28 protein-coding genes are annotated in these 26494 nt (G+C 36.9%); 3 read left to right on the top strand and 25 right to left on the bottom strand.

Annotated elements, in window-relative coordinates; genetic code table 11:
• Positions 1-166: 166 nt before the first annotated feature.
• Positions 167-2239, bottom strand: a complete 2073-nt coding sequence (locus ACIGHG_RS03475; RefSeq protein ID WP_336471312.1) for a sigma 54-interacting transcriptional regulator — start codon at positions 2237-2239, stop codon at positions 167-169.
• Between the two features lie 138 nt (positions 2240-2377).
• Between ACIGHG_RS03475 and ACIGHG_RS03470 the strand changes: the two genes are divergently transcribed.
• Positions 2378-2611, top strand: a complete 234-nt coding sequence (locus ACIGHG_RS03470) for a DUF2627 domain-containing protein (RefSeq protein ID WP_090913929.1) — start codon at positions 2378-2380, stop codon at positions 2609-2611.
• 385 nt (positions 2612-2996) lie between these two features.
• On the opposite strand, the gene ACIGHG_RS03465 is transcribed toward ACIGHG_RS03470, so the two are convergent.
• Positions 2997-3725: a glycerophosphodiester phosphodiesterase gene (locus tag ACIGHG_RS03465; protein ID WP_336471311.1), complete on the bottom strand. Its 729-nt coding sequence runs from the start codon at positions 3723-3725 to the stop codon at positions 2997-2999.
• 309 nt (positions 3726-4034) lie between these two features.
• Between ACIGHG_RS03465 and ACIGHG_RS03460 the strand changes: the two genes are divergently transcribed.
• Positions 4035-4181 (top strand): YycC family protein, encoded by a 147-nt coding sequence (locus tag ACIGHG_RS03460; RefSeq protein WP_020061562.1) that lies wholly within the window; start codon positions 4035-4037, stop codon positions 4179-4181.
• Positions 4182-4811: 630 nt separating this feature from the next.
• On the opposite strand, the gene spo0A is transcribed toward ACIGHG_RS03460, so the two are convergent.
• The 14 genes from spo0A to accB form a co-directional block, all read right to left on the bottom strand.
• Positions 4812-5606, bottom strand: a complete 795-nt coding sequence (gene spo0A / locus ACIGHG_RS03455) for a sporulation transcription factor Spo0A (protein WP_336471298.1) — start codon at positions 5604-5606, stop codon at positions 4812-4814.
• A gap of 344 nt (positions 5607-5950) precedes the next feature.
• Positions 5951-7252 (bottom strand): SpoIVB peptidase, encoded by a 1302-nt coding sequence (spoIVB, locus tag ACIGHG_RS03450; protein ID WP_396547229.1) that lies wholly within the window; start codon positions 7250-7252, stop codon positions 5951-5953.
• 119 nt (positions 7253-7371) lie between these two features.
• Positions 7372-9111 (bottom strand): DNA repair protein RecN, encoded by a 1740-nt coding sequence (recN, locus tag ACIGHG_RS03445; RefSeq protein WP_396547489.1) that lies wholly within the window; start codon positions 9109-9111, stop codon positions 7372-7374.
• 276 nt (positions 9112-9387) lie between these two features.
• Positions 9388-9837 (bottom strand): arginine repressor ArgR, encoded by a 450-nt coding sequence (gene argR, locus ACIGHG_RS03440; protein WP_028411221.1) that lies wholly within the window; start codon positions 9835-9837, stop codon positions 9388-9390.
• Between the two features lie 155 nt (positions 9838-9992).
• Positions 9993-10832, bottom strand: coding sequence for a TlyA family RNA methyltransferase (locus ACIGHG_RS03435; RefSeq protein ID WP_336471295.1), 840 nt, complete (start codon positions 10830-10832; stop codon positions 9993-9995).
• Positions 10833-10835: 3 nt separating this feature from the next.
• A complete protein-coding gene (gene dxs, locus ACIGHG_RS03430) occupies positions 10836-12728 on the bottom strand; it encodes a 1-deoxy-D-xylulose-5-phosphate synthase (RefSeq protein ID WP_396547226.1) in 1893 nt (630 codons plus the stop codon).
• Between the two features lie 256 nt (positions 12729-12984).
• Complete coding sequence (locus tag ACIGHG_RS03425; protein WP_396547224.1) at positions 12985-13878, bottom strand: polyprenyl synthetase family protein; 894 nt, start codon at positions 13876-13878, stop codon at positions 12985-12987.
• Positions 13878-14108, bottom strand: a complete 231-nt coding sequence (locus ACIGHG_RS03420; RefSeq protein ID WP_090913912.1) for an exodeoxyribonuclease VII small subunit — start codon at positions 14106-14108, stop codon at positions 13878-13880. Before ACIGHG_RS03420 ends, ACIGHG_RS03425 begins: the two co-directional genes overlap by 1 nt.
• On the bottom strand, positions 14098-15456 hold the full coding sequence (gene xseA / locus ACIGHG_RS03415; protein ID WP_336471292.1) for an exodeoxyribonuclease VII large subunit: 1359 nt from the start codon (positions 15454-15456) through the stop codon (positions 14098-14100). The genes ACIGHG_RS03420 and xseA overlap by 11 nt, the downstream gene beginning before the upstream one ends.
• A 27-nt stretch (positions 15457-15483) precedes the next feature.
• Positions 15484-16344 carry a bifunctional methylenetetrahydrofolate dehydrogenase/methenyltetrahydrofolate cyclohydrolase FolD gene (gene folD, locus ACIGHG_RS03410; protein ID WP_336471291.1) on the bottom strand — a complete coding sequence of 287 codons (861 nt, stop codon included), beginning with the start codon at positions 16342-16344 and terminating at the stop codon, positions 15484-15486.
• A 180-nt stretch (positions 16345-16524) separates the two neighbouring features.
• Entirely contained in the window at positions 16525-16908 is a 384-nt protein-coding gene (gene nusB / locus ACIGHG_RS03405; RefSeq protein ID WP_090913906.1) for a transcription antitermination factor NusB, read from the bottom strand.
• A gap of 344 nt (positions 16909-17252) precedes the next feature.
• The gene (locus ACIGHG_RS03400) at positions 17253-17645 is read right to left on the bottom strand and encodes an Asp23/Gls24 family envelope stress response protein (RefSeq protein ID WP_090913905.1); all 393 of its coding nucleotides are present in this window, start codon (positions 17643-17645) and stop codon (positions 17253-17255) included.
• 23 nt (positions 17646-17668) lie between these two features.
• Positions 17669-19021 carry an acetyl-CoA carboxylase biotin carboxylase subunit gene (accC, locus tag ACIGHG_RS03395; protein ID WP_396547488.1) on the bottom strand — a complete coding sequence of 451 codons (1353 nt, stop codon included), beginning with the start codon at positions 19019-19021 and terminating at the stop codon, positions 17669-17671.
• 17 nt (positions 19022-19038) lie between these two features.
• The gene (gene accB / locus ACIGHG_RS03390) at positions 19039-19521 is read right to left on the bottom strand and encodes an acetyl-CoA carboxylase biotin carboxyl carrier protein (protein ID WP_090913901.1); all 483 of its coding nucleotides are present in this window, start codon (positions 19519-19521) and stop codon (positions 19039-19041) included.
• Positions 19522-20537: 1016 nt separating this feature from the next.
• Between accB and ACIGHG_RS03385 the strand changes: the two genes are divergently transcribed.
• On the top strand, positions 20538-20750 hold the full coding sequence (locus ACIGHG_RS03385; protein WP_090913899.1) for a DNA recombination protein RecO: 213 nt from the start codon (positions 20538-20540) through the stop codon (positions 20748-20750).
• Positions 20751-20754: 4 nt separating this feature from the next.
• Here the strand turns inward: ACIGHG_RS03385 and ACIGHG_RS03380 are convergent, their stop codons facing one another.
• Genes ACIGHG_RS03380 through ACIGHG_RS03340 form a run of 9 tightly spaced genes read right to left on the bottom strand, consistent with a single transcriptional unit; the run spans position 20755 to position 26143 of the window.
• Positions 20755-21312, bottom strand: a complete 558-nt coding sequence (locus ACIGHG_RS03380) for a SpoIIIAH-like family protein (protein WP_090913897.1) — start codon at positions 21310-21312, stop codon at positions 20755-20757.
• 12 nt (positions 21313-21324) lie between these two features.
• Positions 21325-21963 (bottom strand): stage III sporulation protein AG, encoded by a 639-nt coding sequence (spoIIIAG, locus tag ACIGHG_RS03375; RefSeq protein ID WP_396547219.1) that lies wholly within the window; start codon positions 21961-21963, stop codon positions 21325-21327.
• Positions 21956-22585, bottom strand: a complete 630-nt coding sequence (spoIIIAF, locus tag ACIGHG_RS03370; protein ID WP_396547217.1) for a stage III sporulation protein AF — start codon at positions 22583-22585, stop codon at positions 21956-21958. Before spoIIIAF ends, spoIIIAG begins: the two co-directional genes overlap by 8 nt.
• Positions 22586-22597: 12 nt before the next feature.
• Positions 22598-23770 carry a stage III sporulation protein AE gene (gene spoIIIAE, locus ACIGHG_RS03365; protein WP_336471423.1) on the bottom strand — a complete coding sequence of 391 codons (1173 nt, stop codon included), beginning with the start codon at positions 23768-23770 and terminating at the stop codon, positions 22598-22600.
• Between the two features lie 11 nt (positions 23771-23781).
• Positions 23782-24168, bottom strand: coding sequence for a stage III sporulation protein AD (spoIIIAD, locus tag ACIGHG_RS03360; protein WP_396547485.1), 387 nt, complete (start codon positions 24166-24168; stop codon positions 23782-23784).
• 20 nt (positions 24169-24188) lie between these two features.
• Positions 24189-24392 carry a stage III sporulation protein AC gene (gene spoIIIAC, locus ACIGHG_RS03355; RefSeq protein WP_020061584.1) on the bottom strand — a complete coding sequence of 68 codons (204 nt, stop codon included), beginning with the start codon at positions 24390-24392 and terminating at the stop codon, positions 24189-24191.
• Positions 24393-24404: 12 nt separating this feature from the next.
• Positions 24405-24920 carry a stage III sporulation protein SpoIIIAB gene (gene spoIIIAB, locus ACIGHG_RS03350; protein ID WP_090913890.1) on the bottom strand — a complete coding sequence of 172 codons (516 nt, stop codon included), beginning with the start codon at positions 24918-24920 and terminating at the stop codon, positions 24405-24407.
• A complete protein-coding gene (gene spoIIIAA, locus ACIGHG_RS03345; protein ID WP_090913888.1) occupies positions 24917-25840 on the bottom strand; it encodes a stage III sporulation protein AA in 924 nt (307 codons plus the stop codon). Before spoIIIAA ends, spoIIIAB begins: the two co-directional genes overlap by 4 nt.
• 21 nt (positions 25841-25861) lie before the next feature.
• Positions 25862-26143, bottom strand: coding sequence for a YqhV family protein (locus ACIGHG_RS03340; RefSeq protein WP_035429538.1), 282 nt, complete (start codon positions 26141-26143; stop codon positions 25862-25864).
• Positions 26144-26494 lie beyond the last annotated feature (351 nt).

Genomic DNA, 26494 nt, shown 5'->3' with positions numbered 1-26494 from the left:
CGCTTATATATTAAAGCAAATACCGTGCCAACTTTTTAATTTTGTTCAAATATTTTTGAAAACGCATTCAAATCATAGAAAAATCAACATTTTGTAACTAAATAAAAAATTCTGTCTAATTTTGTCAGATTATATATACCGTGCAAATTATTGCACGGTATGAAAATTATTGCATGCTATTTTTTGCACACTCATATTTCTCTAGCTTATAATATAAATTCCGAACCGAAATCCCTAACGCTTGTGCTGTTTTTGTTTTGTTTCCATTAAATCTAGACAAATACTCATGAATAATATTCCCCTCAAATTCAGCCACTAAATCCTCAAGAGGTCTTTCTTCTAATTCAGGAAGTAAATTACTCCCTATAAGTTCATGGTGGTCCTCATGATGTAACGGCGGTAAATGCTGTACATCAATATACATCTCGTTATAATTCATAAAAATAATCGCTCGGCCTAAAATATTTTCAAGCTCACGAACATTTCCCGGCCAATCATATGATTGTAAATACTTCACCGCGGATTCCGTTAACCCCTCAACATTACGCCCATAATCTTGATTAATTTTTTGAATTAATCGATCAGCAATTTCACCAATATCTTCTTTACGCTGACCAAGTGATGGAATATGGATCGGAATTTTATTTAACCGATAATATAAGTCTTCCCGAAAATCACCATCTAAAATTGCCTTTTCTAAATTCACATGCGTTGCAGCAATGACTCGAACATTAATCGGAATCGGCTTCGTACCCCCGACTCTCACGATTTCCTTCTCTTGCAAAACACGAAGTAACTTCGCTTGTGTATTCGCAGACAATTCTCCTATTTCATCTAAGAAAATACTTCCATTGTTCGCTTCTTCGAAAAAACCACGTTTCCCCCCGCGACGCGCTCCCGAAAAAGCGCCTTCTTCATAACCAAACAGTTCACTTTCTAATAACGATTCAGAAATTGCCGCACAATTTACCCGAACAAACTTATTGTACTTCCGATTGCTACCATTATGGATGGCGTGCGCAAACAATTCCTTTCCAGTTCCTGACTCCCCTCGGAGCAGTACCGTCGCCGGTGTATTCGCTCCTAGTTTCGCCTGCTCAATCGCCGCCACAATCCCTTCTGACGTTCCAACAATATCGTCGAATGAATACTTCGCTTCTAACGTACGAATAATTTGTCTTGCCCTATTTAATTCATTTGTTAATTTTTGAATCTCGGATACATCGCGAATTACACCGACACTCCCCTTTAAAATCCCATCAACAATAACCGGAGCTACGTTTACAATAACATCTCTCTTTTTTTGCCCAATTTTCATATGAATACCACGCACTGCCCTGCGTGTCCGCAGCACCTTCATATGCATACTTTCTCCTTCTACAATATCCGTTGTCGCTGGCTTACCAATAATATCTTCTTCAGATAGACCAGTTAATTTTGTATAAGCCGGGTTAATAACAAGTCCTCGCCCTTGTTCATCGACAACAGAAATTGCTTCTTCGGAAGAATAGATAATCGCTTCTAGCAATGTTTGAATTTCTTTTAAATCCGTTACTTCTTCAGCCAAATTTACAATTTCAGTAATATCTTTAAAAACCGCAAACGCCCCTTGCACGTCTCCAATTTCATTTAAAATCGGAATGCGCGTTGAAATAATTTTCTTTCCATTATCTAATGTTAATTCTTGATTAATCTCAATTTGTTTCGTACGGATAATACGAAGCAACTTACTCGTTGGAATGACTTCTAAAATATACTTATCAACAACTTCTTCCCTTTTATATCCCGTCATCCGTTCCGCACTTTTATTGAATAATAGTACATGCCCTTCTTTATCAACCACAATCATACCGTCGTGTGTGGAATTTAAAATAAGATCCCGCTGCTGCGTTTGATCTTTTAATTTCCCGATCAACATTTCTTTTTCATGCGCAAGCTTCACAACAATATTCGCAACATCCCCTGGGACCAGAAGTACATCTTCTTTTTTCTGCACTAAAACCTTTTCATACACACTGTAATCACCTGTCATATCAAAAATGACATCAATGTCCTCACGTATAAAAACTTCCCAGTCACTCCCTGTAGAAATATAAAGATTCTTTGCAAGTCGAATCCCCTTTGCTCTTTCATCAATATCCACAATTGCAACCACTTCAAATATATTCGATTTTTGCAATAGTCCTAGAATCGCACTGCCCCCAGCACCCGCTCCAATAATTAATACCTTTTGTTTCATATGCTACCAATCCTCCCGCAGCATCTCTGCAAAATTTTTCATACCTCCATCTTACTTCTTCCAAAACCCCTTGACAAACGAACGTCAATTGTTACATGATTTTGTATATACTAAATTGTCTGAAAAGAGGTCTTCCTTATGCAACGTTATCTCGCTCTCCTATTAGCAGTTATTCCTATTTCACTTGCTGTAGTAGGCATTAAACTGATGAGAGATACGGTCTTCGGTATTCTCTTCTCTCCAATCCCTGTATTATGGTTACAATTTGTAATTGGAGCACTCTGTTTTGCTATTGGCTTTTATATCTTTGGTGGCTTCATTCTATACCGCGACCGAAAACGAAATAAAGTACAAGCTCGATTTCGAAGATAAAGTGAAACTTCTATTCGAAGGTGCTTTTTCTTCGAATGGTTAGTTGAATCAATCGGGCTTTTACGGACAGTTAGCCCACACCTATCTTTTTTAGAAAAGCGGAAGCGGCTCGCTCAGAAGCGCAGGACGCCCACGTCCCTAACAAAGAGGTGCTTTTTGCCTCGTCGGAGGGGGCGAAACGACCGGAGATTCTAGCCGCTAGAGCTGGACAACGCTTCTCTCTCCACCTTGAGGTGAGGTCTTACTGCCCGTTAATGTGGGATAAAGTGAAATTTTCATCAGTGGGGGTTTTCATCCCCCTATATTCTTTACACCACTTTAAATCTCAGTCTTGCTGCCTGTAAATGGCGGAATTAAAAAACGAGACCCTTCATAAAGAAAGACCTCATTTTACACCTTGCATTATTCTTTTCACACGCTCTGGATAGTCTGTAATAATAGCCGTCACATTCATCTTTAAAAACTTCCTCATCACTTCCTCATCATTGATTGTATACGGACGTACAGCTACGCCATTTTCCATCGTTAATTCTGCAATTCCATCCGAAATATATCGGTAGTTCGGATGAATAGCACTCGCTCCCATCTTTTTGGCATAAGCCCACGGGCTATGCAATCCTTCCTTATACAAAATCGCCGTCTCAATATCAGGAGCCATCATATGACACTTCTTCATACTATAATGATTAAAAGAAGATAGAATCGTACGCTCCTCCATACTATATTTTCGAATAAGAGTAATTACCTCTTCTTCTAAACCTCTATACGGTACCTTATTATTCTTAAATTCAATATTAAGAAAAAGGTTGTTTGTTTTCAGCCACTCCAACACTTCTTCTAATAAAGGAATAGGCTGCACACCGACCTTATCATAAAATGTATAACTCGCATCTAGCGCGCGCAAATCTTCATATAAATAATTTCGAACAGCCCCTTTTCCATTCGTCGTTCGATTTACCGTCTCATCATGAATGACAACAATTTGGTGATCTTTTGTGAACTGAACATCCAATTCAATTCCATCAGCTCCAAACTTCTCTGCCGCCTGAAAAGAAACCATCGTATTTTCTGGATACGTCCCTGCAGCTCCGCGGTGTCCAAAAATATGCGTCATCTTCTCACCTCAAATTCTATTTCATTAAAAGTTAGCAAAAGATCATTACAAGTTGTAAATCCAACTATATATTTTTCAACATATAAGTCGCTGCTATGTAGAATACAAAATGACTTGCACTCCCTTTATTTTATGGCAAGAAAAGATCCTGACCACTTCTATCCATAGCCAGATGCTCTTGCCTACCAAAATCATTTATGTTGATTTTTCAACTTGTATTTATATAATCTTATAAACCATTATCACCGATGCATCTACACTGATGCTAATTTCTCTTTATGTTATACTATACAAAAAGGAGGTACTTTTATGAAACCATTACAACTTTCACCAGAGACAGCTATTAAGTTATCTAAAGCCCTCGGTGTTCCCCTTGAACAGCTTATGCATATGCCTCAGCATATTTTAATTCAAAAACTCGTTGAATTAGAAAAACAAAATCAAGAGAAAGAATAAAGCGAAACTTCCATCAGTGGGAGTTTTTTTCATTCCCCACTGATGGAAAGCCCGCCCAACCTTGCACATGCCAGCAGTTATCCCCCACCTATCTTCTTTAGAAATACGGAAGCGGCTCGCTCAATCTTAAGGTGGGGGTCTTACTGCCCACGAATAGCGCTATAAGAAAATATGAACATTACTTTCATGATAGTTATTTAAAACTACCAAAAAGAATGTTCATCGGTTTGTATATCAATAATTTATTGGTTAAGCAAGCGTTTGTTGTAGCACTTATGGAAGAGATTGACTTTCACAGATTTGTCACTAACTGCGACTGTATACTTACCACGTTCTCTTAAATATTTAATATAATGGCGTATATGAGGCGATTTAACTTTATCGAATTTATTTTGCATATACGCCGAAAATAATTTTAACGTCTTAATCTACAGGTTCTTTGCTTCTCTCTGAATCTTGAGGTGGGGGTCTTACTGCCCACAAATAGCGGGATAAAAAACACCGCCTCTCAATAGTTTATAAAAACTATCAAAAGACGGCGTTTATCGCTTTTTGATCGACTTATTTATTGGTCAGAAAAGATACTATCTTTAACGTTAAAACAAACTCAAATCATTACTATATCAACGATTAACTCGCCTTATGTTCAAGCCTTAACTTATCCGCAACCATCGCGATGAATTCTGAATTCGTCGGCTTTGCTTTTGACATGGATACCGTGTAGCCAAATAAAGAAGAAATGGATTCAATATTTCCACGGCTCCACGCAACTTCAATCGCATGACGAATTGCACGTTCCACACGACTTGCTGTTGTATTATATTTCTTTGCGATATCTGGATACAGTACTTTTGTAATTGATCCAAGCAATTCAATGTCGTTGTAGACCATAGAAATTGCTTCACGTAAATACATGTATCCTTTAATATGAGCTGGTACACCGATTTCATGAATGATACTCGTAATGCTTGCATCTAAATTTTTCGGTTTTCCATCAGACGTTGTAACAGAACGAAAAGCTGGTAGCGGTCGTTTAATGGTAGTGCTTGATTTTCCACTAACTTGACGAATATGGCTCGTTAAATTTTCCATATCAAATGGTTTTAAGATAAAATATGACGCACCTAAATCAACAGCCTTTTTCGTTACATCCTCTTGTCCAAATGCTGTTAACATAATAACATTCGGCTGTTTGAAACGATCAATATGACGCATTTTTTCTAGTACTGCGAGACCATCTAAATGTGGCATAATAATATCAAGAACAAGTACATCAGGTTGTCTCTCTTTTAATAAATTTAAGCATTCTTGACCATTATACGCTACACCAATCACTTCCATATCATCCTGCGCAGCAACATAACTCTCTAACATAGATACAAGTTCTTTATTATCATCCACGAGACACACTTTAATTTTCTCCACAGCTTTTCCTCCCTACTAATGGTTTCTCCCGGCATAAAGTATTACCTTCTAGACTACATGAATTGTTCGACAATTATGTGAAAATCCCCTTTAAAACTTTCTTAAATTCCGAAAAAATCACAAAAAAACATTTTTATCGTCTATTTCTTAGTGTTCTTTTACATATTCCATCATGTGGTTATAGCTAAATATGTATGCTCTACTTTTATTTTACAACAAAAAACACCTGTTGCGAAACTTTTGTAACATTTCAGCGGCTTTACAAGAAAAATTTTTCATCAATAAGGAGACCTCTTCTTTTCTCCCTTTATTTAAAAGTAACAAAAAAAACAAGCTGAATACATTCAGCTTGCTTTTTTCTGATCTGTATAAATATTAATCCCCGCTTCATGTAGCATCCATTCAATATGGACACCATATCCAGATGTTGGATCGTTGACAAATACGTGTGTTACAGCCCCTACTAATTTTCCGTCTTGTACAATAGGACTACCACTCATTCCTTGTACAATCCCACCTGTTTTTTCTAATAAGCGTTTATCTGTAATCTTTACAACCATTCCTTTTGTTGCAGGGAATTTTTGCGGAACTGTACTTACAATTTCTATATCGAACGCTTCTACTTTATCTTGATCAATAACTGTCAAAATTTTCGCAGGCCCTTCTTTTACTTGATGGGAAAGAGCAATCGGAAGTGCTTCATCCATAATTCCATTTTTCATTTCTGTATTTAACTTACCAAAAATACCAAATGGACTATTCGTTGTAATATTACCAATAACTTCATGATCTGGTGAGAATCTCGCTAATTTTTCACCAGGATCTCCATTGCTCCCACGTTCAATAGACGTTACTGTCGAACGAACAATTTGTCCATCTTCAACTTGAATTGGTTTTTTCGTATCATTGTCAGAAATCACGTGACCAAGCGCGCCGTATTTCATTGATTCCGGATGAATAAATGTCATCGTTCCAATGCCTGCAGCTGAATCACGAATGTACAATCCAATTCGATATGACTGTTCTCCGCCATCTTTTTGTGGAGTTAATTTTGTTCGAATATATTTCCCATCTCTTAGCAAGACAAGATTAAGCGATTCTCCTGTTTTCCCGCTATCATGAATAAATGGTGCAATATCACTCATTCGTTCAATTGTCTTACCGTTTATTTCAGTAATCATATCCCCTACTTGCACACCTGCAAGTTCACCTGGGGATACCTTTCCTTTTTCCGTTTGAATTAAATGATGCCCTACAACAAGTACCCCTTTTGCATTTAATTTCACTCCAATTGATTGCCCACCTGGAACTATTTTAAAATCTTTTAATACTTTCACATTTACTTTTTTTACGGGTAATCCTGCAAGCTCATAAACCATAGCAGCTTCTCCGCTTTCATGCGCATTTACCGCAATTGTTTTTTCACTAGCATGCCCAGAAGCAATTGTAAAAATAGTTTCATCAGTTGATTTTGTTTGAAATACAGGCAAAGAAGATACTTGTGAATCTTGATCTTGAAATATAACAAGTTGCTTTGGAAGTAAAATAAACGCGCGAAGCGGTTTATAACACCCAATAAAGACAAGCGAAACAAGGAGACAGATCCCTATGATTTTTCGAAATTGCTCTAATTTCAATCTTTTCACTCTCCTCGCTCCTACCCCACATTCAGCCTAGCGGCTTCATTATTTAATGTCTCCTTGCTATCCTTTCTTTATAACCGGAAGAATTAAGAAATCATTGTTGTTAACAAAAAAGCTATCCATTATTGGATAGCCTCTGCTGCTTGTTTAAAACGATGCGCCTGCGAAAGTAACTCTCTTGCATGTTCTGTCGTTAAATCAGTAATTTCCACTCCAGAAATCATGCGAGCAATTTCCGTTACTTTTTCATCTTGACTAAGTACAGTAACAGATGTAACAGTGCGTTCATTTACAATTTGTTTCCGAATAAATAAGTGAGAATCTGCCATAGACGCAACTTGTGGCAAATGTGTAATACATAGCACTTGTGAATTAACAGAAACACGATAAATCTTTTCAGCAATCGCCTGTGCAACGCGCCCGCTTACTCCAGTGTCTACCTCATCAAAAATAACAGAGGCAACACCTTGATGTTTAGAAAAAATACTCTTTAACGCTAATATAATACGGGATAATTCCCCCCCTGAAGCTACTTTAGAAAGCGGCTTTAACGGTTCTCCTGGATTCGTAGAAATATAAAATTCTACACCGTCATACCCATCTTGTGTCATTTTGACAGGAGCTCCTTCGACAAGAGGATCGTCAATTGTCCCTTCTTTTTTCTTTATCATCACTTCGAATTTTGTTTTTTCCATGTACAGTTCTTTTAATTCTTGATGAATTGCCGTTGTTAATCGATTCGCAAGATTACGACGCATATCACTTAGTAGTGTCGCTTCTTTCACTATAAGCTGCTCGATGTCTTTTAGTTTCCTTTTCGTCGTTTCAATGTGTACATCTTTATTTTCAATCGTAAATATCTCTTTTTCGATTTCATCCGCATACGCTAAAATCTCTTCTACAGTATTTCCATATTTACGTTTTAACATACGAATTTCATTTAAACGTGTTTCAATTTCATCTAAACGATTTGGATCGTATTCCATCATATCTAACTTTTCGCGGAGTTGATATGCTACTTCTTCTAATAAATAATAACTATTCGCAATCGCATCGTAGTTTTCTTGATATGCAGTATCTAAATCCGTAATGCTCTCCATCTGGTTCATCGCATTCCGAATATGATCTAAACCAGAATGATCTTCCGTTAAAGAACGATACGAATCACCCAGTGCCTTATAAATCTTTTCGAAGTTCGAAATCTTCAATCGTTCTTCTAATAAATTTTGCTCTTCATCTATTTTCAGATCCGCATTTCGAATCTCTTCATGTTGAAATTGAATTAAATCTAAACGATGTGCCATTTGTTGCTCATTTTCTGTTAAAGAGTGCAATTGTTTTTTTAATTGCTCATATTCCCTATACACATTTTGATACTTTTCTAACTGAACTAAAATATGATCTCCCTCAAAATGATCAAGCATAAATAAATGGCGGTCTTCATTCATTAAATCTTGCGTTTCATGTTGTCCATGAATGTCAACAAGCGTTTTTCCAATTTCCTTTAATGTACTTAATGTAACAAGCTTTCCATTGACGCGGCATACGCTTTTCCCATTCACAGAAATATCCCGTTTTAAAATTATCATGCCATCTTCAATTTCAATATCAAGTTCTTCTGCTTTCATGGCACAAGGATGCTGTTCATCTTCAATATAAAATAACCCTTCAATTTCAGCTTTATCTGTCCCATAACGTACAAATTCCGCTGAGCCGCGTCCTCCAACAAGAAGACTAATCGCATCAATAATGATGGATTTTCCTGCGCCCGTTTCACCACTTAAAACAGTGAGCCCTTTTTGAAAAGAGATATTTAATGATTCAATAATAGCAAAGTTTCTAATCGATAATTCCGATAACAATGCCTCATTCACCTCGTTATTTCATTCACACTCCACACGGGAGGCTTAAACTATTCACACATACATTCTTCTGTTACTTTTTTCATGAAGAATATGTTATGTAACCTGCTTCATTGTAACAAACATTTGTTTTTACGGTCAATGTAACAATACTGATATTCCTATATGGAAATATATATTTTCACATGCTATTTTAGGATTTTTATTTCTCCATAACAAAAATATCTTGTCTACTTTTTACTCTTCTGAGCAATAAAGCAAACAAGATTCTTTTTGTTACAGCATATTTAAAAAGCGATTTGATACAACCCCTGTATCTTCAGGTGTACGGCAAATAATTAAACACGTATCATCACCGCAAATTGTGCCAATAATTTCATCCCACTCTAAATGATCAATCAGCGCACCGAGAGCATGTGCATTACCTGGCAATGTCTTTAACACAAGCATATGACCAGCTGTATCTAATTTAACAAACGAATCAACAAGATTGCGTTTTAATTTTTGAAGTGGATTAAAACGTTGATCCGCTGGTAAGCTATATTTATACCGCCCATCATGAAGTGGTACCTTTACTAAATGTAATTCTTTAATATCTCGCGATACCGTTGCTTGTGTTACATTAAAACCTTCATTACGTAAAATATCCACTAGTTCGTCTTGCGTTTCAATTTCTTTATTCGCAATAATTTCTCGAATTTTAATATGGCGCTGCCCTTTATTCATATTTTTGCACCTCGCACTATCTCTTACCGTAGTTTTACCATTATTATACTTCACTTATTTATGTTAACGTATAATTGGCTACTTGTACATAATTGTTTTTACAATCATTATACAATTCTAACTTTCTATATGAGTAAAAAGAGGAACAACAATTGTTATTCCTCTTTTCCCTTTTTCTTCAAGGCTTCGTGAGCTTCTGTTACAACTTCCTCTACTCGAATAGGAGATTGATTTTCTCCTTGTTCACGCTCACCATACCATTTTAAATGAATTAAAAATTCAATGTTCCCATCTCCACCTGTAATTGGAGAAAACGTTAAGTTTTGAACATCGTAACCTTCTGCCAGTGCAAAATCGACAATCATTTCTATAACTGCTTCATGTACTTTACGGTCCCGAACAATTCCCTTTTTCCCCACTTGCTCTCGCCCGGCTTCAAATTGCGGCTTAATAAGCGCCGCAACCTCACCACCAGGTGTTAACATCGTTTTCAATACAGGTAAAATTAATTTCAAAGATATAAACGATACATCAATGCTTGCAAATTGCGGTAATCCTTGCTGCAAATCAGCAGGTGTTACATAACGAAAATTCGTCCGTTCCATTACGACAACACGCTCGTCTTGTCTTAGTTTCCATGCAAGTTGGTTATATCCTACATCTAAAGCGTATGATAGCTTTGCACCATTTTGCAAAGCACAATCCGTAAATCCACCCGTTGATGAACCAATATCGAGCATAATTTTATCTTGCAAATCTATATGAAACGTCTCTAACGCCTTCTCTAACTTATATCCACCACGACTTACATAGCGCATTACTTGTCCTTTTACTGTAATTTCTGTATCTTGTGGTATTTTTTCACCTGGTTTATCTAGACGCATTTCATTTGCATATACAAGACCTGCCATAACAGCACGCTTCGCTTTTTCTCTTGTTTCAACAAGTCCTCGTTCTACTAATAGTACATCTACTCGTTCTTTTTTTCCGCTCATTTGTTACGCCCTTTTTTGTTTTAATGGAATCATTGTACAAATGCGTTCAACAACTGCATCTGCTGTTAAGTCAATTTCTTCAAGAAGTTTAGAGACACTGCCGTGTTCAATGAAATGATCTGGGATACCCATACACTCAATTAGCGCATTATGATATCCATGCTCACTAGAAAACTCTAACACACCAGAACCAAACCCTCCAATTAAACATGCCTCTTCAATTGTTAAAATCGGCATATTCTTTCCTAATAGCTCATGCAAGTATGCTTCGTCCATCGGCTTAATAAAGCGAGCATTCACAACCTTTACAGAAATCCCTTTCTTCTCAAGTGATTCTGCCGCTTCCATTGCCATCGGAATTGTCGTACCAAATGTTAGAATTGCTGCTTGTGACCCTTCACGAAGCGTTTCCCATGTACCGATTGGAATTTCTTTAAACTCTTTATCCATCGGTACACCAATTCCATTTCCACGCGCATAACGAAGCGCAATCGGTCCATTTTCGTAATTGATTGCTGTATATACCATATGTTGACCTTCATTTTCATCTTTCGGCATCATCAAAACAATATTCGGAAGATGACGTAAAAATGCAATATCAAATATACCTTGATGCGTTTCTCCATCAGCTCCTACTAATCCCGCTCGATCAATCCCGAAAAAGACATTTAAATTTTGGCGACATACATCGTGAACAACTTGATCATAAGCACGTTGTAAAAATGTAGAATAAATCGCTAAAAACGGCTTCATGCCTTGCGTTGCTAAACCAGCTGCCATTGTTACTGCGTGTTGCTCAGCAATCCCTACATCAAACATACGATTAGGAAATTCTTTTGCAAATTTTTCAAGCTTTGATCCAACTGGCATTGCTGGCGTTACAGCAACGATACGTTGATCATTCTTTGCCAATTTGCGAACTGCTTCACTAACAACGGAACTCCATGCCGGTGCAGCTTCTTTTGGCTTCACAAAATCACCAGACTCAATTTTGTACGGTCCTGTACCATGCCAAGTTCCAATTACATCACTTTCAGCTGGCTTATAGCCTTTTCCTTTTTTCGTAATGACATGAACAAGTACAGGCCCTTTCGTTTTCTTTGCATATTGAAGATTTTCAAATAAACTTTCATAATCATGTCCATCAACAGGCCCTAAATATGTGAAGCCTAACTCTTCAAAAAACACACCCGAAACGAGTAAATATTTCAAGCTATCTTTTACTTTTTCAGCCGTTGCAGCTACTTTACCGCCAACAGCTGGAATTTTCTTCAATAAGTATTCTAGTTCATCTTTTACCCATTGATATTTTCCTGCTGTACGTAAACGTCCAAGTACGTTATGCAATGCACCAACGTTTGGTGCAATCGACATTTCATTATCATTTAAAATAACTGTCATATCTGTTTGTTCATGTCCAATATGATTTAGTGCTTCCAGCGCCATACCACCTGTTAATGCACCATCACCAATAATAGGAACAATATACTCTTTCGTTTTCTTTAAATCACGAGCAAGTGCCATTCCCATGGCAGCAGATAAGGAAGTAGAGCTATGTCCCGTTTCCCATACATCATGTTCACTTTCACAACGCTTTGGAAAACCACACAAACCTTTATATTGTCTTAATGTGCCAAATTCCTTTGCACGCCCCGTTAAGATTTTATGTACATAGGATTGATGTCCTACATCCCATAAAAATTTATCCCTTGGACTATTGAATACTTTATGCAAAGCAATTGTGAGTTCTACTACACCTAGATTTGGAGCAATATGTCCACCTGTTTGAGAAAGCTCTTCAATTAAAAACTTTCGAATATCTTCGCTTAACGCTTCTAGTTCGCTTATAGACATATCCTTCAAAAAACTAGGATTTTGAATTTGCGTCAGATCCACAAGGATCACTCACTTTCGTTTCATAATCTGTCGTCATATCAACTATTATACATCCGTAAAACATGGTTGTACTTAATTGAATTACCAAAATCAAGCATATTCTTTATTTTATACGATGAAAAAAGAGCCGCTAACACAAAGTGATAACGGCAATGTAATCTACGTATATTTTTGCCAATAAAAAGAAAAGAAAAACCTTTGTCTACATTTATACCATAAAATCCTGAATGGCTCAACAAATGAAAACATTCTTATACTAGTGGTTGCGTTTTGCAATTAAATCGCAAATTACTAACAAATATTCATCTTGTAATTGTAAAGAAGAAATTGCATCTTTTGCTTTTATAATTGTTTCTTCCAAAATTTTCTTCGCTTCTTCTACTGTAAATAACGTTGTATATGTACTTTTTTCATTTGTCATATCGCTTCCGACTGGTTTCCCAATCTCTTCTTCCGTTCCTTCTACATCTAGAATATCATCACGAATTTGAAAAGCAAGTCCGACATAATTCGCAAAAGCAAGTAATTTTTCTTGTTGCTCAGCCCTAGCCCCTGATAATAACGCACCAGCTAATACGGCAAATTCTAATAAACGTCCAGTTTTATGCTTATGAATATATTCTAGCTCATGAAGAGTTAATTGCTTCCCTTCTGCTTCCATATCCGCAACTTGCCCACCAACCATTCCTTCTGGCCCTGCTGCTTTGGCAAGTTCCAATGCGATGCGCAGTTTTGTTTCAGAAGTAATTTCTTTATGGTCTTGCTCTGTTACAACTTGGAATGCATACGTTAACAACCCATCACCAGCTAATACGGCCATGGCCTCACCAAACACTTTATGATTTGTTGGTTTCCCGCGGCGTAAGTCATCATCATCCATACAAGGTAAATCATCATGAATTAAAGAATACGTATGAATCATTTCTAGTGCACAAGCTGTACCTATCCCTAATTCTCTATCTTTTCCAAACGCTTGTAGTGTTGCAAATAAAAGTAACGGACGGAGGCGCTTCCCACCCGCTTCTAATGAATACATCATCGCCTCGCGAATTACATCCGGACATTGTAAATCATTTGCATAACGCACAAGATTTTCTTCTACTAACGCTTTACTTTCTCTCATAAAAGCATCAAAAGCTACATGCGTCATTATGCTTCCTCTCCTAAAGTAGAAAATGGACGAAGTTCACCATTTTCACCAAGTATGACTGCCATTTGTTCTTGTACGTCTTTTAATTTTTCATCGCAAAGCTTAGAAAGTTCCATACCTTCTTTAAAATACGAAATCGCTTCCTCAAGCGGAACATCACCTTGTTCGAGCTTGGAAACAATTTGTTCAAGCTTTGCAATAGCTTCTTCAAAGCTCACTTTATTTTCCATCGCCTAGTTCACGCTCCTCTATTCCCCATACATTACAGTCTAGCACACCATCTTGAAGCTGCACTGTAACTTCATCTCCAAGCCCAATTCCTTTTACACTTTTTAAGACCTGTTTCTCATTATTATAAACAAGACCGTAGCCTCGCATCATCACCTTAAGAGGACTTAACGTTTCTAACTTCTCTATCGCTCTTGTAAAAGCAAACTCTTTTCCTCGTAGAAGAGTTTGCATTTCACGTTGCAATTGCTTTTGCAATGTGTCTAACGTCTGCCTTGTTTGTTCGATTTTTTGCGCAGGGTGATGCTTTCCTAAATAAAATGACAACTGCTGAAGTTGATTGGTCTTCTTTTCTATGTAACGCTCTTTCGTTTGCATCAACTTATCAATTGTACGATCCAATTGCTCTTCCTTTTGCTCATACAATTGCTTTGGATAGCGAAATGCATATGATTTTTGTAATGCTTGCAAATGTTCCTGCTTATAGTTCAACATCTCACGCATCGCTCGCGTCAAGCGAAGTGTACGCTGCATCACTTTTTCTTCTAATTCAAGAATGTGAGGAACTGCCAGTTCAGCTGCCGCTGTTGGCGTTGGAGCTCTTAAGTCCGCTACAAAATCTGCAATAGTAAAATCTGTTTCATGTCCCACAGCAGAAATGATTGGAATTTGACTCGCAAAGATTGCTCGGGCCACTGTTTCTTCATTAAATGCCCACAGCTCTTCAATCGAACCTCCGCCGCGCCCAACAATTAACACATCTATACCATTCATTTCATTGGCCTTTTCAATAGCTTGTACAATTGAGGGAGCTGCAAACTCCCCTTGCACAAGAACTGGAAATACAATTACCCTTCCAATCGGATAGCGACGTGCAATTGTCGTTATAATATCACGAATTGCTGCACCCGTTGGCGACGTAATCACACCAATTGTTGTTGGATAAGCAGGTATTGGCTGCTTGTATACTTGTGAAAACAGCCCTTCTTCTTCTAAACGAGCCTTTAACTGCTCATATGCTAAATGAAGATTTCCCACTCCATCTGGCTGCATATCATGAATATAAATCTGGTATGAACCACTTGCTTCATAAACAGAAATTTTCCCTTTTACAAGCACTTTCATCCCGTCTTCTGGTCTAAACTTTACATTGCGATTATGACTCGCAAACATAACCGCAGCAATTCTTGCATTTTCATCTTTTAATGTGAAATACATATGACCGCGGCTATGATATTTAAAATTTGAAATTTCTCCTTTTAACCAAACAGACTGTAGATGAGGGTCATACTCTATTTTAGTTTTCATATAACGAGTTAACGCTGTAACGGTTAAATATTGCTTTTCCATTTCTCTCTCCTCATAGCCGCCATGCAATTATTTACAAAAAACACCTGCGCGCTGTGCAGATAATACTGTATTTTCTAATAGCATTGTAATCGTCATTGGACCTACGCCTTTTGGTACTGGTGTAATGTGACTTGCAACGTTTAATACATCGTCGAAATCAACATCACCGCATAGTTTTCCTGTTTCTAAACGATTTACTCCGACATCAATTACAACTGCGCCTTCTTTTACGTAATCAGCTGTTACCATTTTCGCTCTTCCAACTGCAACAATTAAAATATCAGCTAACTTCGTTAATTCTTTTATATTCGCTGTTTTGGAATGACAATATGTAACTGTTGCATTTTCATTTAAAAACAGTTGTCCTACTGGTTTTCCAACAATATTGCTTCGTCCAATAACAACAACGTGTTTCCCTGTAATATCAAGATTTGTTTCTTTTACTAATTCTAAAATACCATGCGGCGTACATGGAAGGAACGTATCTTGTCCTGTCATCATACGCCCGATACTAATTGGATGGAAACCATCCACATCTTTCTCAGGAGAAATTTTTTCAATGATAGCTTTCTCTTCAATATGATTTGGCAACGGTAACTGCACTAAAATACCATGAATACGATCATCATTATTTAAACGGTCGATTTCCGCTAATAAACGATCTTGTGTAATTGTATCTGGAAATGTAATTAACTCAGAATAAATACCAACTTGTTCGCAGCCTTTTTCTTTCCCCTTTACATACGAATGAGAAGCTGGATCGTCTCCAACTAAAATAACAGCTAGCCCTGGTACAATTCCTTGTTCTTCTAGTTCTGCAACTTTCTCTTTTAACTGCGCTCGCTTTTTCTCTGCAACTTCATTTCCTTTGATGATTACTGCTACCATTTCAAAATTCCCCCTTTAAAAATTACAAAGCTACTTTTTTCTCCCGCTGTAACGGGCAGTATAGCTTCCACATTAACATTCTAAAAAATGAAAGAATAAAGGTGAAAGATAACTGCCCGTAAAAGTCTGATTGGTAAGAGCTTTCTGAAGCGAGGATGAAGTTCCCCGCCCAAGAAAATTTTACTGTATACTAGATAAAACGCCGTTAATAAAACGACGAGATTCCTCGTCTCCGTATGCTTTTGCAATTTCAATTGCCTCGTTAATTGATACGCTGTGCGGAATATCTTCCATGTATTTCATTTCATATACAGCAAGTCGTAAAATACTGCGATCAACAATGCTAATGCGTTCTAATTTCCACTTTTTTAAATTTTGACGAATAAGCTCATCAATTACTTCTTTATGCTCTACACATCCGAAGACAAGTGCTTCTAAAAATTCATTTGTATTTTCGCCTTCTTCAAGTGTGTTTTCTACTGCTGCTTTCGGATTGTAGTCTCCGGTAATATCCATTTGATAAAGTGCTTGCATCGCTCTTTCTCTAGCCGTCCTACGTTTCATGATAACTCTCCTTTGTACTTCAAGTCTTTCCTTATGTTTTGTTATATTATTATAATTTATAAGCCATTGAATTACTTACCCTTTATAATTTTTTCTGACCCTTCAATCTTATAATACAATGATAATACCATAATTTATCGTTTCATACACGAGTTCCCTCACGGAAAAATAATAAAAAGATTAACTTCAAGTTCCATATCATACCACAATGTACGTTTTTTTTAAAAACTCGCGTTCACCTTTAAATTTTTTCATTTTTTTAAATAATATAATTTTTTAAGTTTGAATAGAAAGAAACAAAACGATAAAAAAGGTGCCTGAGTAACAAGGCACCTTTTACAGTATTATACTGGCTCGATTTCTGTCTTTGGTGCTTCAAATGTTACACCAACGATATGCACGTTTATTTCTTTCGGTTCAAGGCCTGTCATTGTAAACAACGCTTGACGAATATTATCTTGAATGTTTTGTGCAACAACTGGAATTGCTACACCAAAATACATTAATACGTAAACATCAACAATAATATCATCGTTTGCTAATTCTACTTTTACGCCTTTTCCATGATTTTTCTTTCCTAACTTCTCAACAACATCTGTTGCAAAGTTACCACGCATTGCTGCTACGCCTTCTACTTCAGAAGCAGCAATACCTGCAATTACTTCAATTACTTCCGGTGCGATTTCTACTTTACCAAGAGTTGTATCTTGTCCCATGTCTAACATATGTTCAGCCATGAAAAAAACCTCCTTTAAATGTATCACTGCGCCGTTAAATCATGCTGTTCTAAAAACTTCGTATTAAATTCACCTTGTACAAATTCAGGGTGGTCAAGAAGTTGTAAATGGAACGGAATCGTCGTATGTACACCCTCAATGACGAATTCACTTAACGCTCGTTTCATTTTCGCAATTGCTTCTTCACGTGTTTTTCCATAAACGATGAGCTTTGCAACCATCGAATCGTAATAAGGCGGAATCGTATACCCAGGATATACAGCTGAATCGACGCGAATACCAAATCCCCCTGGCGGTAAATACATTTCTACCTTACCTGGAGATGGCATAAATTTTTTGGCAGGGTTTTCCGCATTAATTCGGCACTCAATTGCCCAACCGTTAAATTGTACTTCTTCTTGCTGCAGCGATAACTGCTCTCCTGATGCAACGCGAATTTGCTCTTTAATAAGGTCTACTCCCGTCACCATTTCAGTTACAGGATGCTCAACTTGAATTCGCGTATTCATTTCCATGAAATAGAAACTTTTCGTTTTATATTCATAAATAAATTCAACTGTGCCAGCACCCGTATAATCTACTGCTGCCGCCGCTTTTACTGCTGCTTCTCCCATTCGTTGACGGATAGTAGCATCTAATACTGGAGATGGTGACTCTTCTAGCAGTTTTTGCAAACGACGCTGAATTGTACAATCGCGCTCTCCTAAATGAATGACGTTACCATGGCTATCTGCCATCACTTGAATTTCTACATGACGGAAATCTTCAATATACTTTTCTAAGTATACACCAGGGTTTCCAAAAGCGGTACTTGCCTCTTGCTGTGTAATTTGAATTCCTTTTACAAGCTCTTCTTCCGTGCGCGCAACGCGAATTCCCTTACCGCCGCCGCCCGCTGTTGCTTTAATAATAACAGGATATCCAATTCTCTCTGCAAGTGCTACTGCTTCTTCGATATTTTTAATAATTCCTTGTGAACCCGGTACAATCGGAACCCCTGCTTCCTTCATTGTATCACGTGCAACGTCTTTTGTGCCCATTTTTGAAATAGCTTCCGGGCTTGGACCGATAAAAATCAAATTACATTCACGACAAAGCTCTGCAAAATCAGCATTTTCTGCTAAAAAACCATATCCAGGGTGAATTGCATCACAACCCGTTAATTTTGCAACGCTAATAATGTTAGTTAAGTTTAAATAGCTTTCCTTTGATACAGTTGGTCCAACGCAGTATGCTTCATCGGCAATTTGTACATGAAGTGCTTCTTTATCTGCTTCAGAATAAATTGCAACTGTTTCAATATTCATTTCTTTGCAAGCACGAATAATTCGTACCGCAATTTCCCCGCGGTTCGCAATTAATACTTTTTTAATCATCATTCCAGACTCCCTTATTATGCTTTTACAAGAAATAGCGGTTGTCCATATTCAACAAGCTGACCGTTATTCACAAGAATTTCAACGATTTCCCCATTTACTTCTGCTTCAATTTCATTAAAGAGTTTCATCGCTTCTACAATACAAACAATTTTCCCTTCTGTTACGCGATCTCCAACATTTACATATGCTGGTGCATCTGGTGATGGAGAAGCATAGAACGTTCCAACCATCGGAGAAGTAATTTTTAGTAAGTTCTCATCTTGTAATACTTGTTTCGCTTCTTGCTTTGGAGCTTCACTTTGAGCTGGTGCAGCAACTACTTCTGGCACTACAGCTTGTACAGGTTTCTGCACTGCCAGAGCAGGTTGCACAGCAATTACTTCATTGCCACGCTTTTTCATCTTAATTGTAGTACCATCTTTTTTGTATTCGAATTCATCAATATTAGAATCATCAATTAACTTAATCAATTCACGAACTTCTTGAATTTTAAACATGTAAAATCCACTCCTATATACTTGTTTTTCCTGTTGTAACAGCTCAAACTATCAGTAATAAATACCATTTACTGAATCCAGCTATAACAGTCAATCATAAATTTCTTCTCGTACTATCAATAAAAAACTACTATGAAGTTTCATACTCTATAAATACAAATTAAAAAATCGACATAAAACCCTCTTTCTTTTTATGCAGGCGAGATCGTCTGGCCATGCATAGAAGCAGTCAGGGCCTTTTCCTACCACATGCCAGGTTTAAAACAAAAGGAGAAAGCAAGTAGCGGTCATGTTGTATGCTGCATAGCAGCGACCTATATGCCGAAAAATTAAAATGGATATATATAAATCCATATTGAAAACCTGCATAAAAATCACTGTTTTTTAGTGAGTAAGAGCATCTGGCTATGCATAGAAGCGGTCAGATCCCTTTCCTGCCAAGTGCAATATGAAAACAAAGAAAGACAATCACTTTTTGTTCTGCATAGCAGTGACTTATATGTTGGAAAATCAAAATGTATTTATATATATATTCATCTTACGATAAATATTTTCAACATTCCAATTTTATTTCTTCTGTATGATGTATGAAAATTCCTGTAAAAATAACAGTATGCCATTTTACTACCTAGTAATAATACCAAGTTTCACTCAAAATTGGCAAGACCACTTCCTAAAAAACACTCTCATCCACTTCATTTATATAAATCCATATTGTTTTCTCAACATATAGGTCGTGGCTATGCAGAATAAAACATGACCTTCTCTCGCTTACTCCCTTTGTTTTAAATCTAGCGCGTGTCAGGAAAAGGTCCTGACCGCTTCTATGCACGGCCAGGTGCACTCGCCCCTCGAAAAAGAAAAGGGTTTTTATGTTGTTTTTTCAATTTGCGTTTATTTATATGAGTTTATATATTTTTTACTAAGTAATTGAAGTTTATTTACATCCACTTCATATTTCCTTCATATAAGAGTAGTATCGTAAAGATAGAATCATATACAGTGAGGTGTGGGACGTGAACATTTGGCTTATTCTCTTTCTACCAGCTGTTATTATTTGGGGTGTATCCCTCTTTATTCAAATGAAATGCGGACAAAGTAATCACCTTCATCAAGAACCAATGATTTTTCACTCACAACGAATTTCTCCTATAAAAACGAAAGAAACTGAACTACGATTGTTAGACAAACTTCTAGTAGATAAAAAAAGCTATCGAAAAAATCGATAGCTTTTTACTTTGCTATTTCATATCGAACGTCTGCCATTAAGCCCGTCTCACTTTTTACAAGCTGTATAATTTTATTTGCTTCTTTTGCAGAAAGTTTTGCTGCTTTTACTGTCACTTTAACATCATTTCCATCTGCACGTACAAGCGCATCTTTAAAACCGCCTTCTGTTTTAATTAATGTCTCCAATAACGTTTCTTTTGTCGCTAAATCGCTCAATGCATCAAATTCATTTTTTGCTTTATTTCTCTCTTCGGCAGAAGTGGTTGTTGAGTTCATTACATCTTGCAATTTTTCCTTTGCTTCACTACGCTGATCCTCCATTTTTAAACGCAGTGCTGTGAAACTATCATCACTAGCTGAATGACTCGATACATTTCCTTCTTTCTTACCTGTTTCTTTTTTACTAGTTTCCTTTTCAGAGCCTTGCTTCTCTTTCGCTCCTTCTCCTAATGATGTTGTTACAACCTTTGTTTTATTATCTGGAGTCATTACATAGTATACTGAAAGTACAATAACCAAACTTAACATCGTTAATAACCAAACTGTTTGTTTTTTTAACACTTTATTTCCTCCCTAATTCTTTTTTGGTAAAACAGATACACGGTGACTTGGAACCTCTAACATACGTGTAACAGCTTCTATCACCATCTGTTTCACTTGTAAATTATCCACTCCTTTTGCAACAACAAGAACGCCGCGAACTTTCGGCTTATTTTCTCGAAGTATAATAGGAGCTTCTTTATCACCTTGGCGTACAATCACTGTTTTTTCATCTGTCGATTCATCTTCAACTTTCCGCTTTCCGCCTTCTTTATCTGTTTCGTCCGTCGTTTGCGATCGCTTCACCGTATTTTTATCAAGTATTTTTTCTTCTGATGAATCAAGATTAATTTCAATTGTTACATCTTTAACGCCTGTAACACTTTCTAATGCTTCTTTTAATTGTTGTTCATATTCTTTTTCATATTTATCAATGTTAGATTTGTTGTCACTATTCTTTTGTCCAAATGTTGGTACATCTTTTACTTGCTCTGTTTGCGATTTGAGAACAGGTACTTCTGGCTTTTTTGCTTGGAAAAGGTTACTAGAAAACATAAGGATGATCCCAAGTATGAGTAAAATGATCAAAAACTTAGCTGAAATTTTTTTCTCTTTCTCATCTTTTTCATTTCCTTTAAAAAGATTGCGAAAAAATTGAAATTTATTATTCATTTACTTTCCCTATCCCCCCTTCCACCTGAATCTTAATTTTGTTCTCTTCCAATTGCCATTTGTTTGAGAAGAATTGTTTCATTTCAGCTGTATTTTGTTCTGACGTCTTTCGAGGTTCCTTCGAGTTAATGTCTACCTTTTGAATCGTTTCAATAGCTCCTGCTCGGCTTCGTTCATTTGCCTGAAGCGTTACAACAACAGATTGAATATCTTGCTGAGATTTCACTTCTTTTTTGTCTTCTGGTACTTTTATCTGCAAACTCATAACGGCCATACCATATTGCTTTTCTAGTTCTTTTCCAACTTGTTTTTTCATTTGGACAGCCATCTGTTCTAAAATATATGCACGTTGTGAGGCTTGTATTTCTTTTTTCTTTTCATTAATTTTATTTTCTATTGATCCGTTTGCCATATACTTGTCCTGACTAGCATTTGCAATCACATCTTGAATATCTGTTTGAAACAATTTAAATAAAGGGGTTAAGATCAAAACGACTAGAAGCAAACTTACAACAAACTTGACATACTTTTGTAAATTTGAATTAGGAAGTAGCATATGAAGCATCGTTGCTAATAGTAGAAACACAATAATATTCCGAATCCACTCCACGACAAATTGCAACCTTCTCACCTCCTAACGCATCATTAACGTAATATTTCCAGCTGCAATAACAATCGTGATACTTAGAAAAAACATGAACGATACAATGGCCAAACAAGCAAACACGTATATAATGCTTCTTCCGATAATGTCCAGACATTGAATAATTGTTCCTCCACCAACAGGTTGCAGCACTGCTGCCGCAAATTTATAAATGAACGCAATGCAGAAAATTTGAATAGCAGGAAAAGCAACGATAAGTAATAAAATAACAACCCCAACAATCCCCACTGTATTTTTTAATAAAGCCGATGCACTAAGTACAGTGTCTGCTGCTTCAGTAAACATCCGGCCGACAACTGGAATAAAGTTTCCCGTTACAAATTTTGCTGTTTTAACAGCAATCCCATCCGCTACCGCTGTTGCCGTTCCTTGTACAGAGAGCACACCCAAAAAGATTGTTAAGAAAATCCCAATGATGCTAACGCTAACATTTTGCAGCAGTTTGGACAATTTTGTAACTTTATATTGATCGCTCATTGTACTGACAATACTTAAAATTGTAGCAAGGAGAAGAAGCGGTAAAACAATATAATTCATAAGCATTCCGCTCGTATTCATAAGAAAAACGATAATTGGATGAAAAAAAGAAACAGATACAACACCGCCTCCTGTCGCTATGAGCGCTAACAAAATAGGGAGGAGCGCTAAAATGAAATCGATCATTGTTTGAATGGTGTCTTTTGTATATGTCATAACAACATAAAAACTGTTTAAAGCAAAAACGATAAGTACCATATATACAACAGCATCCGCTATTTTCCCAACGCTACTTTTTGCAAAAGCAGATTGAAGCGATTGTAAAAGCGCGCTGAAAATAGTAAGCATAATGAGTGTCCCAAGTAACTTTCCGTTCGCTACTAATTCATGAAATAAATATTTTAGTAATCCAATCACCCACTCTTTAATTGAAAATTCTTTTTCCCCTTTGACAAACTCCATAAAATTCCCCTTCTGGCTTTCCGGCAAATACCCTCCATACTTAGCAACAAGGTCATCCCAATATTTCTTTACACCTTCTATCCCAAGCTTTCCTAGCTGTTCATCTACAACGTTTTGTTCTAGAGGGGAAGCTTGTACGATAATTGGCAAAGAAAAAAAGAGGAAAAAAGCAAACGAAAGCTTTATTCCAAACGAGCGCACAATTCACCCCTCCTTTATCCGGTTGGTAAAAAACCGAGAATCGTTTCAATTACAACAGTTAATATCGGAATCGCCATCACTAAAATTAAAATTTTTCCCGCTAATTCAATTTTTGAAGCAATTGCTCCTTGCCCTGCATCTTTCGTAATTTGTGCACCGAATTCTGCAATGTAAGCAATTCCAATAATTTTCAGCAGTGTTTCCACATACACATTACTCACTTTCGCTTCATTTGCAATACGTTCAATCATCGTTAAAATAGAATGAATTTGATCAATTATAAGTAAAAACATAATGCTACTAACAAACACAATAAATAATGAAGTTACACTCGATTTATGCTGATTCAATACTGCCGCCAAAAAAGTTGCCACAAGTCCAAGTCCTACAATTTGTAATATTTCGATTCGAATCGCCCCCTTTACTGAAAAAGAAAGACGCTTTTAATCTTGTCAAATAAATTGTTAATTAAAAATGCAACCTGAAATAAAATAACGACAAAACCAACGAGAATCACCCAGTTGGCAATATCTTCTCGCTTTAGTTCTTTCAGCACAGTATGAATGAAAGCTAAAATAATACCAATGCCTGCAATTTGAAAGATTAACCCAACGTCGATCGACATCACCTTTCCCCCTTACAACAGTAAAATAACGATAAGTAATCCTGCTAATACTCCTAAACTTTTCATCATCTTTTCGTACTGAATTTGCATTTCCTTTGCTTCTCCTTCTTCTCTCTCTAAATGTGTAATACATAAACGAATATGTTTTTGCTGTGATTCACGATCATGTTGTCCAAGCGTTTCTCCAAATTGCTGTAAAATCTCATATTCCGTTTGCTTCAATGCTGTGAGTTTCCAATTTTCTTGTAAACTATCCATCCATGCTTCCCGAACCGTTTGCTCTCCCGTTTCTAATCGTTCGTGAAAACTATGAAAAAACCAGTTCAAAGGCTTAGGCATTTGTTTTACAAGGCGTGCAGCTGCCTCAGACAAAGGAGTATGTCCATACATAATTTCCGCCTCAAGTGATTGCAAAGCCGCCTTTAACAACCGTAGTTGGCGAGGGCGCTCACTATATTTCTTCGCATATGAAAAACCAAAAAATGTTGATACAGCAACAATAAGTGCAGCGCCAAAAAATTTAATCATACGCTCAGCACCTTCTCTCCGCGGTGAATTGGCTTTCCACTGCCATCTTTCATATTCATAATCGTTCCTGGTCCTTTTATTTTAGAAAGCTCAATAAAACGTTCGAACACGCCCAGCTCTATGATTTTCCTTAGTGAAGGTCGTTTCAGTATATCTTCATGCCCTTGTCCATGCACACTAGTAAATAATTGAACACCAGCATGAACAGCTTCCATAATTGCTTCACTATCTTCTGGACGACCGATTTCGTCAACAATTAATATATCGGGACTCATTGAGCGAATCATCATCATCATACCTTCTGCTTTTGGGCATGCATCTAACACATCCACTCTTGTTCCAAACTCATATTGCGGAACACCTTTCACGCACCCCGCAATTTCTGATCTTTCGTCTACGATACCAACTTTACAAGAAGGAATATGTTGCCTTGGAACACCCGCACTCATGAGGCGCGCTACATCACGCAATAATGTTGTTTTCCCTGTTTGGGGTGGACCGATAATCATTGTATTTAGCCAATGCTTCTCATATAAATATGGTATAAGCGGCTCGGCAATCCCCTTTTTTTGCCGAGCAATTCGAATATTAAATGATGCCACATCCCGAATCATTTTCACTGTACTCTTTTCCATAATGACTTTGCCCGCTAATCCAACGCGATGCCCTCCGCGCAGTGTAACATACCCTCGCTTTAATTCTTCTTCCATCGTATAAAGTGAATATTGACTAAGCTTATTCAGTAAATATGCCGCATCTTCTGTCGTCACAGTATAGTTATAAAAATGCGCTTCCCCGCGCGCAATGCATTCAAGCGGTCGACCAACCCGAACCCGTATTTCTTCCAATCCGTCACATTCCTTATAATCTTGTATAAAACGTTCGATTTGCCTTGGCAACATCTCTAATACTTCTTTCATAGCTCTCTCCCCATCACATCGCTATTTCAGTACTGCAATAAAAATACAACCGATTCCAAGCGCCAAAAAAAATAATTTCAAAAAAGAAATTTCATTCGTAACACTCGCAATTCCAATTGACATCGTTACAATCAAAACAGTTGGGCCAACAAATGCAAGCATACCATTTACGAACAATGCTTTTTTGGCATCATTGAAATACAACATAAGCAAAGCGGCGAAAATTTCCATGCTGCCTGAGAAGATCCTAAGAAGCGCCATTACGAGCACGGACGTTTCAAATGCCGCTAGCCACTGTTTCATCCTCTCACCTTCTTTCGTTATCCTTACACCGTCCTAACAGCACACATATATCCCGCTCAAACAAGATGAAAGAGTACATTTGTACAACCATATGCACAGGTTGTCTATTTCAGAAGTGAAAAAGTAATTTTTTTGATTATCAAATAAAATTAAGAGGATTTTTTGTAAAAATATGTTATATTGAAGCAAAAAGGGGAAATATACGAAAATTCTAAAAAAAAAAAAAAAAAAAAAAAAAAAAAAAAAAAAAAAAAAGAAAAACTTTTTTTTTAGGTGTGGGTAATATTTTTTTTTTTTCCATTTTTTGTTTTTTGAATTTTATAATATTTGTTTTTTTTTGTTTTTTGCATT

The organism is Bacillus sp. NPDC077411, assembly GCF_044543425.1.
In the GTDB taxonomy this organism is placed as follows: Bacteria; Bacillota; Bacilli; order Bacillales; family Bacillaceae_G; genus Bacillus_A; species Bacillus_A bruguierae.
The sequence above is the reverse complement of the archived record's forward strand: the minus strand, read 5'-3'. Positions and strand labels throughout refer to the sequence as shown.

What these genes read in the sequence shown, in the direction of transcription:
- ACIGHG_RS03340 (WP_035429538.1), bottom strand. Translation starts at nt 26,143, where the DNA reads ATGAAACAGTGGCTAGCGGCATTTGAAACGTCCGTGCTCGTAATGGCG.
- folD (WP_336471291.1), bottom strand. Translation starts at nt 16,344, where the DNA reads ATGGTAGCAGTAATCATCAAAGGAAATGAAGTTGCAGAGAAAAAGCGA.
- spoIIIAB (WP_090913890.1), bottom strand. Translation starts at nt 24,920, where the DNA reads ATGATTAAATTTTTTGGCGCTGCACTTATTGTTGCTGTATCAACATTT.
- ACIGHG_RS03435 (WP_336471295.1), bottom strand. Translation starts at nt 10,832, where the DNA reads ATGAGCGGAAAAAAAGAACGAGTAGATGTACTATTAGTAGAACGAGGA.
- ACIGHG_RS03460 (WP_020061562.1), top strand. Translation starts at nt 4,035, where the DNA reads ATGAAACCATTACAACTTTCACCAGAGACAGCTATTAAGTTATCTAAA.
- nusB (WP_090913906.1), bottom strand. Translation starts at nt 16,908, where the DNA reads ATGAAACGTAGGACGGCTAGAGAAAGAGCGATGCAAGCACTTTATCAA.
- xseA (WP_336471292.1), bottom strand. Translation starts at nt 15,456, where the DNA reads ATGGAAAAGCAATATTTAACCGTTACAGCGTTAACTCGTTATATGAAA.
- spoIIIAG (WP_396547219.1), bottom strand. Translation starts at nt 21,963, where the DNA reads ATGAATAATAAATTTCAATTTTTTCGCAATCTTTTTAAAGGAAATGAA.
- spoIIIAA (WP_090913888.1), bottom strand. Translation starts at nt 25,840, where the DNA reads ATGAAAGAAGTATTAGAGATGTTGCCAAGGCAAATCGAACGTTTTATA.
- ACIGHG_RS03465 (WP_336471311.1), bottom strand. Translation starts at nt 3,725, where the DNA reads ATGACGCATATTTTTGGACACCGCGGAGCTGCAGGGACGTATCCAGAA.
- accB (WP_090913901.1), bottom strand. Translation starts at nt 19,521, where the DNA reads ATGTTTAAAATTCAAGAAGTTCGTGAATTGATTAAGTTAATTGATGAT.
- ACIGHG_RS03400 (WP_090913905.1), bottom strand. Translation starts at nt 17,645, where the DNA reads ATGGCTGAACATATGTTAGACATGGGACAAGATACAACTCTTGGTAAA.
- ACIGHG_RS03420 (WP_090913912.1), bottom strand. Translation starts at nt 14,108, where the DNA reads ATGGAAAATAAAGTGAGCTTTGAAGAAGCTATTGCAAAGCTTGAACAA.
- ACIGHG_RS03425 (WP_396547224.1), bottom strand. Translation starts at nt 13,878, where the DNA reads ATGACGCATGTAGCTTTTGATGCTTTTATGAGAGAAAGTAAAGCGTTA.
- spoIIIAC (WP_020061584.1), bottom strand. Translation starts at nt 24,392, where the DNA reads ATGTCGATCGACGTTGGGTTAATCTTTCAAATTGCAGGCATTGGTATT.
- argR (WP_028411221.1), bottom strand. Translation starts at nt 9,837, where the DNA reads ATGAATAAAGGGCAGCGCCATATTAAAATTCGAGAAATTATTGCGAAT.
- accC (WP_396547488.1), bottom strand. Translation starts at nt 19,021, where the DNA reads ATGATTAAAAAAGTATTAATTGCGAACCGCGGGGAAATTGCGGTACGA.
- ACIGHG_RS03475 (WP_336471312.1), bottom strand. Translation starts at nt 2,239, where the DNA reads ATGAAACAAAAGGTATTAATTATTGGAGCGGGTGCTGGGGGCAGTGCG.
- ACIGHG_RS03470 (WP_090913929.1), top strand. Translation starts at nt 2,378, where the DNA reads ATGCAACGTTATCTCGCTCTCCTATTAGCAGTTATTCCTATTTCACTT.